10 protein-coding genes and 2 pseudogenes are annotated in these 11,196 nt (G+C 68.4%); 3 read left to right on the plus strand and 9 right to left on the minus strand.

Going from position 1 to position 11,196, the window contains the following annotated elements; genetic code table 11:
• Positions 1–31 precede the first annotated feature (31 nt).
• From BW737_RS11735 to lipA, 6 genes and pseudogenes are all read right to left on the minus strand, one after another.
• Positions 32–850, minus strand: coding sequence for an amino acid ABC transporter ATP-binding protein (locus tag BW737_RS11735; RefSeq protein WP_086615714.1), 819 nt, complete (start codon positions 848–850; stop codon positions 32–34).
• On the minus strand, positions 847–1,839 hold the full coding sequence (locus BW737_RS11740) for an amino acid ABC transporter permease (RefSeq protein ID WP_086615720.1): 993 nt from the start codon (positions 1,837–1,839) through the stop codon (positions 847–849). The genes BW737_RS11735 and BW737_RS11740 overlap by 4 nt, the downstream gene beginning before the upstream one ends.
• Positions 1,840–1,847: 8 nt before the next feature.
• Positions 1,848–2,795 (minus strand): ABC transporter substrate-binding protein, encoded by a 948-nt coding sequence (locus BW737_RS11745; protein ID WP_086615715.1) that lies wholly within the window; start codon positions 2,793–2,795, stop codon positions 1,848–1,850.
• 97 nt (positions 2,796–2,892) lie between these two features.
• On the minus strand, positions 2,893–4,317 hold the full coding sequence (glnA, locus tag BW737_RS11750; RefSeq protein WP_086615716.1) for a type I glutamate--ammonia ligase: 1,425 nt from the start codon (positions 4,315–4,317) through the stop codon (positions 2,893–2,895).
• A gap of 168 nt (positions 4,318–4,485) precedes the next feature.
• A complete protein-coding gene (locus BW737_RS11755; protein ID WP_086615717.1) occupies positions 4,486–5,208 on the minus strand; it encodes a DUF4191 family protein in 723 nt (240 codons plus the stop codon).
• Positions 5,209–5,244: 36 nt separating this feature from the next.
• Positions 5,245–6,323, minus strand: a pseudogene (lipA, locus tag BW737_RS11760) (lipoyl synthase).
• A gap of 152 nt (positions 6,324–6,475) precedes the next feature.
• On the opposite strand from lipA, the pseudogene lipB reads away from it, so the two are divergent.
• From lipB to BW737_RS17030, 3 genes and pseudogenes are all read left to right on the plus strand, one after another.
• Positions 6,476–7,161 (plus strand): annotated as a pseudogene (lipB, locus tag BW737_RS11765) (lipoyl(octanoyl) transferase LipB).
• 167 nt (positions 7,162–7,328) lie between these two features.
• The gene (locus tag BW737_RS11770) at positions 7,329–8,477 is read left to right on the plus strand and encodes a protein kinase domain-containing protein (RefSeq protein ID WP_218961909.1); all 1,149 of its coding nucleotides are present in this window, start codon (positions 7,329–7,331) and stop codon (positions 8,475–8,477) included.
• Positions 8,478–8,691: 214 nt separating this feature from the next.
• Entirely contained in the window at positions 8,692–8,835 is a 144-nt protein-coding gene (locus tag BW737_RS17030) for a hypothetical protein (protein WP_218961910.1), read from the plus strand.
• Between the two features lie 93 nt (positions 8,836–8,928).
• On the opposite strand, the gene BW737_RS11775 is transcribed toward BW737_RS17030, so the two are convergent.
• The 3 genes from BW737_RS11775 to sucB form a co-directional block, all read right to left on the minus strand.
• Positions 8,929–9,897 (minus strand): SRPBCC family protein, encoded by a 969-nt coding sequence (locus BW737_RS11775; protein WP_086615718.1) that lies wholly within the window; start codon positions 9,895–9,897, stop codon positions 8,929–8,931.
• A 2-nt stretch (positions 9,898–9,899) separates the two neighbouring features.
• Complete coding sequence (locus tag BW737_RS11780; RefSeq protein ID WP_086615719.1) at positions 9,900–10,166, minus strand: hypothetical protein; 267 nt, start codon at positions 10,164–10,166, stop codon at positions 9,900–9,902.
• Positions 10,167–10,387: 221 nt separating this feature from the next.
• A partial coding sequence (gene sucB / locus BW737_RS11785) for a 2-oxoglutarate dehydrogenase, E2 component, dihydrolipoamide succinyltransferase (protein WP_086615721.1) occupies positions 10,388–11,196 on the minus strand: 809 nt, incomplete at its 5' end.

Raw genomic sequence — 11,196 nt, forward strand, 5'->3', positions numbered from 1 at the left:
GAGCACGTGCCTCCCGATGCCGGCGCGCCGTTTACAGCACGGATGCGAGGAAGGCCTTGGTGCGTTCCTGGGTGGGGTGGTCGAGCACGTCGATGGGGTTGCCGGACTCGCACACGATTCCGCCGTCCATGAAGACCAGCTGATCGCCGACCTCCCGGGCGAAGCCCATCTCATGGGTAACCACCACCATGGTCATGCCGTCCGCAGCCAGATCCTTCATCACCTGGAGGACCTCTCCCACCAGCTCGGGGTCCAGGGCGGAGGTGGGCTCGTCGAAGAGCATCAGTTCCGGGTCCATGGCCAGTGCGCGGGCAATTGCCACCCGCTGCTGCTGCCCGCCGGACAGCTGCGAGGGGTAATGGTCCAGCCGGTCACCCAATCCCACCCGCTCCAGCAGCTGAACGCCGCGCGCGCGGGCCTGGACAGCGGGCAGGTGGCGCACGTGGAGGGGCGCCTCAATGACATTGCCCAGCGCAGTCATGTGGGGGAACAGGTTGAAGCGCTGAAAGACCATGCCGATCTTGGAGCGCTGCGCGGCTCGCTGCCTGTCCGTCAGGGCGTGCAACTGCACGGTGCCGTCGGGGCGCTGCTCTTCCCGCATGCCGATGAGTTCTCCGTCCACCCACACGCGGCCGGCGTCGATGGTCTCGAGCTCGTTGATGCAGCGCAGCAGCGTGGACTTGCCGGAGCCGGAGGGGCCCACCAGCACGGTCACCGAACCGGGCGCGACGGTCAGGTCGATGCCCTTGAGCACGTGCAGCTCACCGAAGAACTTGTGCAGTCCGGCGATACGGACCTTGGGCGTGCCCACCGGGGCGGTCTGTGCGGAAGCCGAGTTCGAGGTGCTCATGGGGTGACCTCCAGGAAGGGGGAGTCCTTGGTGGTGTGGGAATCGAGGATCGCCTGTTGGCGGGCGGACATGCCCCGCAGTCCACGGGACTTGGTGGAGCCGTCGAAACCGCGGCCGTAGTAGCGCTCGATGAAGTGCTGCCCCACCATCAGGATCGAGGTGATGATGATGTACCACAGGGCCGCCACAATCAGCAGCGGGATGGTCTGGTAGGTGTAGGAGGCATAGGAGTTGGTGACGAAGGTTAGGTCCAGGGTGAAGGGGACGGCCAGCACCAGCGAGGTGGTCTTGAGCATGGAGATCGTCTCATTGCCGGTGGGTGGCACGATCACCCGCATGGCCTGCGGCAGGACGATGCGGCGCAGGATCTGCCCCTTGCTCATGCCCAGGGCACCGGCCGCCTCGGTCTGCCCGGGGTCCACGCTGGCCAGGCCGGAGCGGACGATCTCGGACAGGTAGGCGCCCTCGTTAATGCCCAGTCCCAGGACGGCGGCCACGAAGGGGGTGAACACGGCGGTGGTGCGGAAGGTGAGCAGCTCCGGCCCGAAGGGAATGCCCAGGCTCAGGTACTCATAAAGTGCCGAAAGCGCGCCCCAGAACACCAGCTGGGTGTAGATCGGGGTGCCGCGGAAGAACCACAGGTACGCCAGTGACACCCCGCGCAGCACCGGGTTGGATGACTGCCGCATCACTGCGGTCGTCACCGCCAGCACGATGCCGATCAGCATGGCCAGGAAGGTCAGCAGGAGGGTCCAGCCGACCGCGCGCACCACGTGCACCTCGCGGAAGAAGAACCACACGGTGCTCCAGTGGAACTTCTCATTGGTCAGCAGCGCGTGAACGAGCATGGCGCCGAGGACGGCGACGACGGTGGCGCTGATCCAGGTGCCCGGGCGGGGCACCGGCTTGACCCGGTTCAGTTGCACCGGTTGGTCGGCGCCGGAGGCAGCCGTTGCAGAAGCGGGTTGGGAGGGCTGGGGAGGTCGCATGGTGGTGATCACTGCTCCACGTTCGGGTTCAGCTCGGCGGTTGTGAGTGCGGCGTCCTCAATGCCCCACGCATCCAGGATCTCCTCCCAGATGCCCTCATCCATGAGGTACTGGACGGCCGCCTGGATGGCGGCGTTCAGCTGAGGATCGTCCTTGGTCAACACGATGGCCTGGGGCAGTGCCTCCTCGATCTCGCCGACGGTCTCCACGCCCCCGTCGGTCAGCTCGACGGCGTAACCGGCCACGGTCGAGTCGGAGTAGACGGCGTCGATCACGTGCCCCATCAGGCCGGTGGTGGCCTCGGACTGGGTGGAGTAGGAGCGCACCGAGATGGCCGGCAGTCCCGCTGCGGTGCAGGCGGCGGAGTCGGCGTTCATGGTCTCCTCCTGGGCGGTGCCGGTCTGCACGCCAATGGTCAGCCCGCACAGGTTTAGATGATCTGAGGGGTCTACCCCCTCCGGGTTGCCGGCCACCACGTTGAAGCGAGATCCCACGTTGATGTAGGCGATCATGTCCATGGCCGACTCGCGCTCGGCGGTCACGGTGAAGGAGGAAATACCGGCGTCGTACTTGGCGCCTACGGCGGCGATGATGGAGTCGAACTCGGCGGTGTGCGTGGTGGAGTCTACGCCCAGTACGGCGGCGATGGCCTTGGTCAGGTCGACGTCGTAACCGATGGCGGTGCCGTCGGTGTCCAGGAACTCCGCGGGTGCGTAGTCGGTGGAGGCGGCCACGTCGAGCACGCCGTCGGCCAGGGCGCCTTCGGGGAGCATGTCGATGATGTCCTGCTGCGCCTGAATACCGGAGGTGTCGTAGCCGGTGAAGGCGGCGGTGTCGCCCTCCTGGGTGGCCTTCCAGTCGGCGGCGTTCGTGCAGGCCGTGAGCGCCGCCGTCGCCGACAGAGCCAGGCACAGCCCGGCGGCGACGCGCGCGCTCAAGGTGCGGGCGGATCTCATGCGGCTCCTTCGTAATCGGGATTACGGCCGCCGCCAGGATATCCACATCAGAGCATAGATATGCAAACCGTGAGCGTGCTCGGGCGGGAGAGGCCGCTCACAGGTCGTAGTAGAGCTCGAACTCATACGGGTGCGGCCGCTGCCGCATGGGCGCGATCTCGTTGGTGCGCTTGTAGTCCACCCAGGTCTCGATCAGATCGGGGGTGAATACGTCGCCCTCGGTCAGGTAGTCGTGGTCGGCCTCGAGCGCCGCCAGAGCGTCGTCCAGGGTGGCCGGCAGCTTCTCGATGTCGTGGTAGTCCTCGGGCTCCAGCTCGTACAGATCCTTGTCGACGGGCTCGCGCGGCTCGATCCGGTTGCGGATGCCATCGATGCCGGCCATCAGCGTGGCCGCGAAGGCCAGGTAGGGGTTCGCCGACGGGTCGGGCACGCGGTACTCGATGCGCTTGGCCTTGGGGGAGGATCCGGTCACCGGGATGCGGATGCAGGCCGAGCGGTTGCGCGCCGAGTACACCAGGTTCACCGGCGCCTCGAAACCGGGCACCAGCCGGTGGAAGGAGTTGACCGATGGGTTGGTGAAGGCCAACAGGCTGGGAGCGTGGCGCAGGATGCCGCCGATGTACCAGCGGGCCAGGTCCGAGAGCTGCCCGTAGCCGCGCTCGTCGAAGAACAGCGGCTTGCCGTCCTTCCACAGGGAGTGGTGGGTGTGCATGCCCGAGCCATTGTCGCCGAAGATCGGCTTGGGCATGAAGGTGGCGGTCTTGCCGTTGCGCCAGGCCTCGTTCTTGACGATGTACTTGAACTTCATCATGTCGTCGCCCGCCGCCAGCAGCGAAGCGAAGCGGTAGTTGATCTCCTGTTGTCCGGCGGTGCCGACCTCGTGGTGGGCGCGCTCGATATCAAGGCCGGACTCGATGCAGGTGCGCACGATGCGGTCACGCAGGTCGGCCATCTGGTCGTTGGGGGACACGGGGAAGTAGCCGCCCTTGAAGGCGGTTTTGTAGCCCTTGTTGCCGCCCGGTTCATCGCGGCCGGTGTTCCAGGCGGCCTCGGCGGAGTCGATCAGGTAGCGGGTGGATGCCGGAGTGGTCTCGTACTGGATGGAGTCGAACAGGTAGAACTCGGCCTCGGCACCGATGTAGCAGGTATCGGCGATGCCGGTGGAACGCAGGTAGTCCTCCGCCTTGGCGGCGATCGAGCGGGGGTCCCGGGAGTAGACCTCATCGGTGAAGGGGTCCACGATCGAGAAGTTGATCACCAGCGTGCGCTGCTCGCGGAAGGGGTCCAGGAAAGCGGTGGTGACGTCGGGGATGAGCTTCATGTCCGACTCGTGGATGGCGGTGAAGCCGCGAATGGAAGAACCGTCGAACATGAGCCCCTCGGTGAGCGCCTCATCCTTGAAGGCGGCCACCGGAATGGTGAAGTGCTGCATCACGCCGGGGAGGTCGCAGAAGCGCACGTCAACCAGCTGTACGTCCTCCTTCTCGATATAGGCCAGCGCTTCCGCAGCATCACTGAACATGTGGTCCCTCCATCAGGGGTGTGTGTTGTTGGCCCGCAAGTGACCGGGCATGCGTATGCAGGCTAGGTGGACGCGGTGTCGCGGCGGTGCCGCGAATATGTCCGCCGTGTTTCGGCGGCGTGACCGGGACGGCTACGCATGTGTGGATCGGCGGTCCCGGGCGCCGGCTCAGCGGCCGCGGATGGCGCGGCGGTCGGGACGAATGTTGTTCGGGTCCAGATACTTCGGGATCGGCATGCCCTTAGAGGACAGAGACGACAGACGCTTGGACACCCGCTCGATTTCGGTGTTGGTCAGTTTGGTGGGCTTGGTGGGCAGACGCCGTAGTTCGCGCTCGAGGTGGATCAGGCGGGTCTGTCCCTCCGCAGTGCCCACGCTGATCACGTGCACCGGAACCGTGGACAGGATGCGCCGCAGCACCTTCTTCTCCTCCTCAATCAGACGCTGGGTACGGCCCGGCGCGCCCTCGGCCACCAGCACGATGCCCGGGCGGCCCACCAGGCGCCACACGAAGTCCTGGCCCTTGGGGCTGAAGGCGACCGGATCGGACTCCACGTACCAGCCGCGACCCGCCTGATCGAGTACGGCCTTGACCGCGCCGGGGCGGCCTTCGATCTGCATGTAGGAGGCGCGGCGGGTGGCCAGTGATAGAACCACCATGTCTGCCATGAGCGCCAGAAGCACCCCCATCAGCAGCCAGTACCACAGCGCCTGGCTGGTGACGGTGGACAGCACCACCGCAAGTGCCAACAGGGCAACCAGGATGCCGAGCAGGACCCAGCCGATCCACGGGAAACTGCGCCGCGAGATCGTGTAGGAGTCTTTAACGTTCTGGGCGACCTGGGCGAGGCGCCGCTTCTTCTTCGGCTGGGCGCTCTGGGCTGTGCTCACGCTCCCACCTTAGCCGACGACGGCGGGCGCCGTCCCTCAGGAGGCAACCCGGCCCGCCGGACTCAGCGTTGCACGGTCGGCCGCGGAACCGTCGGCGGGCCCGGTCGCGCCGGCGGTGAGCAGCGCGGAGGCCTCCTGGCGGGCCGTGCTCGGCTCGGCCAGGTCACGCATGTTTGCGGGGATTGCCCGGCCGGTGGCGCGCATCGCCCGGGCCCACAGCAGTCCCGAGCGATAGGAAGAACGCACCAGGGGACCACTCATGACCGCACCGATACCCAGGTCCTCCGCGAGCGTGGCCAGTTCGAGGAACTCCTGCGGCTTAACCCACCGGTCGACCGGGTGGTGCAGCTTGGACGGGCGCAGATACTGGGTGAGGGTGAGGATGTTGACGCCGACCGAAACCAGGTCCGCGATCGCTTGCTCGACCTCCTGACGGGTCTCGCCCATGCCCAGGATCAGGTTCGACTTGGTCAACAGTCCGGCTTGCGATGCGCGTGCGAGCACATCCAGGCTGCCGCCGTAGGAGAAGGCGGGGCGGATCCGCTTGAAGATGCGAGGCACTGTCTCCAGGTTGTGGGCGAACACCTCCGGGCGGGAGGAGAAGACTCCTGCAGTGACTCCTCCCGGCCCTTGAAATCGGGCACCAACAGCTCGACGCCGCATCCGGGCACCTGCGCGTGCACCTGGCGGGCGGTCTCCGCGTACAGCCAGGCACCGCCGTCGGGCAGGTCGTCGCGGCTGACCCCGGTGACGGTGGCGTAGCGCAGGCGCATCTCTTTGACCGATGCGGCCACTCGGGCCGGCTCGTCGGGGTCGTATTCGGTGGGCCGGCCGGTGGCGATGTCGCAGAAGTCGCAACGGCGGGTACAAATGCTTCCGGCCACGAGGAAGGAGGCCTCGCGGTCGTTCCAGCACTCGTAGACGTTGGGGCAGTTGGCTTCAGCGCAGACCGTGTGCAGGTCGTGACGGCGCACCAGGTCGCGCACGTCTTGGTAGGTGTCGGTCACCACGGCGCGGGTGCGCAGCCAGCCGGGCTTGCGCTCGATCGGTGTCTTGGCGTTGTGGGCCTCCACGCGCAGTAGGCGGCGGCCTTCAGGGGCGACGGCGTCGGGCACTGAAACTCCTCCCGTAGGACCTTGGGCCTTTAGTCTAGGCGGTCGGCCGGGCTGCCAGCCACGTCCGCCACCTGCCCGCCATTCCTGCGTCGCGACCGCCACGGGGGATACGCCGCCGCGCGTGTCTCATCTAGGCTGATCGGGTGCACGGTTTGGAACGCATCGACGTCGGACTGGGGACCCGGCTGGTGCCTTTTGATGAGGGCCTGGCGCTTCAGCGTGCCGTGCATGCCGAGGTCGCCGCCGGCCGGCGCCCCGCGGCCGTGCTCCTGCTCGAGCATGAGAGCGTCTACACCGTGGGACGCCGTACGCACTCATGGGAGCGCCCCGCGGGTCCGCTGGCCGGGCCCGAGCACGTGCCGGTGGTCGACGTCGACCGCGGGGGGAAGGTGACTTGGCACGGCCCCGGTCAGTTGACCGTCTACCCGATCATCCGCCTGGCCGAGCCGATCGACGTGATCAAGTATGTGCGCGCCCTGGAAGCGGCGGTGATGGAGGTGTGCGCCGACTATGGCGTGAACACCATGCGCGTGCCGGGCCGCTCGGGGGTGTGGGTACCGCCGGGCGCCGGGTCGACAGGTGGCGAAACGCGAGAGCGCAAGGTCTGTGCCCTGGGAGTGCGGGTGGCACGAGGCACCACCATGCACGGGATCGGCCTGAACGTCGACCCCGACCTGGCGGCCTTTGACCTGGACCGGATCATTCCCTGCGGCATTACCGACGCGGGGTGACGTCGCTGACGGTGACCACCGGCACCCACTACGCGGCGGCCGAGCTGGCCGGCCCGGTCATGGCGGCGTTGGAGACCCACCTGACCCCACTCATGGTCGACGCTTAAGGGTATCCGTTCGCCCGTGGGGCTGCGCGTCCGGTAGCCGCTCCTACCGGTCCGGGAGCGTCACTGGCATCGGTCTCGGCGGGTCGGGTGGAGCGGGTGTGACGGGTTATCCACAGGCGACGCATTGCCCCTGGCGGTGCCGGGCCGGCCCGGCGAACATGGACGTCATGGGCACCAACCAGTACCGCAGCCGTAGGCGGAGCGAGCCGGCAGCGGACCCCGACGCACTCTCGCCGCAACTGCAGGACGCACTCATAGGGGCCGGCCTCGCCGTCGGCCCGCCCCTGGGCGCCGACGCACCGGGCCGCCTAGCGCCGCGTCGCGGCCTGGACGCCGCCGGCCGCGACGTCGTCATCCACCTGCTGGAGCTGCCCGACGATGCCGCAGGGGCCCGCACGCTGCGTCGTCTGAACGAGCTGCGCGGGCTGGTCCACCCCGCCATCGCTGCCGTGCATGATGTCGTCTTCCTACCCGACGGGTACGCCGCGGTCACCGTCGACCTGATCGCGGGCGCCGACCTGGCGGTGCTGCTCGGCGCTCGTGGCGGCCTGACCCGCGTCGAGGCTGCGCGGGTGCTTGACGACGTCGGCGGCGCACTGGCACACCTGCACGCCCATGGCCTGGCGCACGGGGACGTCTCACCCGCCAACGTCATGGTCACCACCGACGGCGGGCTGGTGCTCATCGACCTGTTCGGCGGCATCCTCGAGTCCGGGACCGACCGTTGCGCCGCCCCCGAGCGGCGCAACGGCGGCCCGGCGACTCCGGCATCGGACGTATACGCGCTGGCGGCGCTGCTGCGCGAATGCGCCTCCGGCTCGGCGCTGCTGCGGTCCCGGCTTGAACGCATCCTGCGCGATGCCCTCGACGCGGACCCGAGTCGACGCCCGACCGCTCGTGCCCTGGCCGCCCGTGCCCCCGAACTGGGTCGGCCCGGCCGGCTGATCCTGCCCGAAGGCGCCCGCCTGGCCGCGGGCGCGGTCTGCGCGCCGCCGCCGCCCGCCCCACTCGTGTCGTCCCCACCCGTCGCACCCTGCGTCGCCGCCCGGGACCGGGGCCGACGACGGAACCTGAACGTGGACACCGCCGAGGCAACCGGCCGCGCGTGGGGCGACGCCGGCTGGCTGCCGCACTCGGCGGCCTGGCTGTGCTTGCGGTCGTCCTGGGGGCGAGCCTGGGGCTGCTTGGCGTCGGCCGGACCGCGCAGGTCGCCGTGCCCGGCACCGACGCGACTGCGACCGTCGGCGCCACGGCCACGGCGTCTGCTCCGACGCTCTCAGCCGAAGAGAGCCTGTTGGAGGTGGTGGTGGACCTGACCGGGAGGCGCGACGCCGCCCTGAATGCGGGCGACGCCATCGCCCTGGCCGACACCACGGTGCCGCACTCGCCGGCGGCCAGCGCCGACGCGGCCGTGCTGGAGGCGCTGGGAGCGGCGGGGGAGCGCGTAGGCGGCCTGGACACCGCCGTGCTCAGTGTGACCGAGGTGGACGTGCCGGAGGACTGCGAACAGACCTGGACAGCGCCCGGGCGGTGCGCATCCGCCAATCCCAACCGCCGTCTACCCGTACCGGGGCGGACGGCACCGTGCGCACCGTGCCGGCGCAGAGCGCGCGCGAGGTGGTGCTGGTGCTGGTGCCCGACCCGTGGCGCGTGGCCGAGGTACGTGCCGCGTAGACCACCGGTTCGGACCGCCCGCGCGGCACACAACGGCGGTCCAAACAGGGGAACGCGGTCCAAACAGGGAAAAGGGGTCCAAACTGAGGCAACTCATGTGGCGGCTACCGTCCTGGCGATGGACCCGAGGGTGGAGACCATGCCGAGGCGCGTGAGCCTCCGCGTCACCGGGTGCGCCAGCCGTCCGGACAGACGCCAGATTCGGTAGGCGCGGGTGAAGGTGAGCGCGCATCCGCCTGGGGCGAGCGCCAGATCGAAGCGGTCATAGGCGAAGCCCCGTCCGGGAGCGGGTCCGTTCAACAGGGTCTTGACCCAGACGACTGAATCCGGCGTCGGTTCCAAGCGCCTCCAGTGCAGGTCCGCATGGCGGCCTCCGGACCGTGAGTCGCTCCTAGTGATGATGCCGTCTGGACGGGTGGCGCGTATCTCCGCGGCGAGGACCGCCCAACTGGATAGTAGTGACGGGTCGGCCAAGACACTGTGCACCTGGGTCGGCGGTGCGGAGACGAACCGGCTCAGGCGCACAGCGGCCGACGGCTGCTCGGCAAGCAGCGTGCGGTCGACCGTGACGCCGGCACGGCGTGCGACTGGGCTCGGTCGGCGCAGTTCGTAGGCGGCAAGATCCTTGCATAAGCGGTCCGGATCAACGCCGAGTCGTACGAGTAGGCGAATCGGTACCTCGGTGCCCAGCAGTGCCCGCAAGGTTGACAGTGAGGTGTTGAACGAGGCTCGGCGGTCGCTCACGAGTTGCTGAGCTCGAGCGGACATGGGTATCTCACCGAGATCCGCCAATGGCGTGTTGCCGGCACGTTCTGGCAGGTTCTTCGGCATGGCGGAGACGTCGACGCCGATGGCGGCGAGGTCGGTGTCAGCCACGTCCCGTATTGCGCCTCGGGCGTCGGCCAAGGTCACGCCATGGGAGCCCAGTAGGGCTGCGGCCGCGCCGCCCTCAGCAAGCAGGCCCAGGAGCAGATGGTCCAGATCGACCTCGGGATGGCGCAGTCGACCCGCTTCGTACCAGGAACAGGTGATCAAGGCGAACAGATGTGTAGTCGTACTCATGGTCAACGGGACCTCTTTCGTGTAGGGGCCAGACCCGGCTCCACGCGCTTGGCGTATTTCTTGTGTACGGCCTGGCGGGTGACGCCCAGATGGTTCGCGATCTGAGTCCAACTCATACCGGCGTGCAGCGCGGCCTCGACCTGTGCGAGCTCCAGGGATTCGGTGAGTCGGCGTAATGCCGCTACGGCGCGCAGGCCGGCTACGGGATGGGCAGTATCCGCTGCGGCGGTGGCCACCTGATCGGGCGATGGAGTGGTTGAAGCAACCATGCAAGCAACCTACGTTGACAAGTGTGGGGACGTCAACCTCAGTTGCTAGATGTGGATGGCGCGCTCGGTCACCGCCCTCGCCGGGGCCGTTAGCCGCCCTCCTCAAGGAGCGGTGGCCTCGCGGCGGGCGCCTATCGATGACAATGGGGCCCGCACGCAAAGGTGCGGGCCCCAAGGCGGTCGCAGCGTCGGACGGCGCAGACGAACCATAAGTGAAGGCGCTACAGCCCCAGCTCGCCGGCGAAGTCGCCCTCCTCCAGGCGCTTCTTGACGGTCATGAGGTACCGCGACGCGTCCGCGCCGTCGACCAGCCGGTGGTCGTAGGACAACGACAGGTAGCACACCGAGCGCACGGCGATCACCTCGTTGCCGTCGGCGTCCTTGACCACGCGCGGTTGCCGGGTGATGGCGCCCAGTCCAAGGATGGCGACCTCCGGCTGGTTGATGATCGGGGTGTCGAACAGGGCACCGCCGGAGCCGGTGTTGGTGATCGTGAAGGTGGCGCCCGACAACTCTCCCGGTTCGACCTTGTTGTCCCGGGTGCGTGCCGCCAGATCGTTGATGCGCTTGGCCAGACCCGGGATGTTCAGCTCACCCGCGTGCTTGACCACCGGCACGTACAGGCCCCGCGGCGTATCGACCGCGATCCCGATGTGCTCGACGTCGTGGTAGGTCACCTGGTCATCGGCGATGGTGGCGTTCAGCTTCGGGTGCGCCTTGAGCGCCTCGGTGGCGGCCGCGACGAAGAACGGCAGGTAGGTGAGCTTGGTGCCGTTGCGCGCGAGGAACTCGTCCTTGGCCCGGGCACGCAGCGCGGCGATGCGGGTGACATCGACCTCCACGACCGTGGTCAGCTGGGCAGAGGTCTGCAGCGAGGCCATCATGCGCTCGCTGATCAGGCGGCGCAGGCGACTCATCTTCTCGGTGCGGCCACGCAGCTCGCTGCCCTCCGACGCCGGTGCGGGCCGGGCTGCACCCGTGGCGGCGGTGACTGTCGTGGGCGCGGGCTGGGCGGGGGCCTCCGGTGCCG

Source organism: Actinomyces ruminis (assembly GCF_002154335.2).
Taxonomy (GTDB): domain Bacteria; phylum Actinomycetota; class Actinomycetes; order Actinomycetales; family Actinomycetaceae; genus Actinomyces; species Actinomyces ruminis.

Excerpts from the sequence above, each read along its gene's own strand:
- BW737_RS11770 (WP_218961909.1), top strand. The coding sequence starts at position 7,329 with ATGGGCACCAACCAGTACCGCAGCCGTAGGCGGAGCGAGCCGGCAGCG.
- BW737_RS11780 (WP_086615719.1), bottom strand. The coding sequence starts at position 10,166 with ATGGTTGCTTCAACCACTCCATCGCCCGATCAGGTGGCCACCGCCGCA.
- BW737_RS11735 (WP_086615714.1), bottom strand. The coding sequence starts at position 850 with ATGAGCACCTCGAACTCGGCTTCCGCACAGACCGCCCCGGTGGGCACG.
- glnA (WP_086615716.1), bottom strand. The coding sequence starts at position 4,317 with ATGTTCAGTGATGCTGCGGAAGCGCTGGCCTATATCGAGAAGGAGGAC.
- BW737_RS11740 (WP_086615720.1), bottom strand. The coding sequence starts at position 1,839 with ATGCGACCTCCCCAGCCCTCCCAACCCGCTTCTGCAACGGCTGCCTCC.
- BW737_RS11775 (WP_086615718.1), bottom strand. The coding sequence starts at position 9,897 with ATGAGTACGACTACACATCTGTTCGCCTTGATCACCTGTTCCTGGTAC.
- BW737_RS11745 (WP_086615715.1), bottom strand. The coding sequence starts at position 2,795 with ATGAGATCCGCCCGCACCTTGAGCGCGCGCGTCGCCGCCGGGCTGTGC.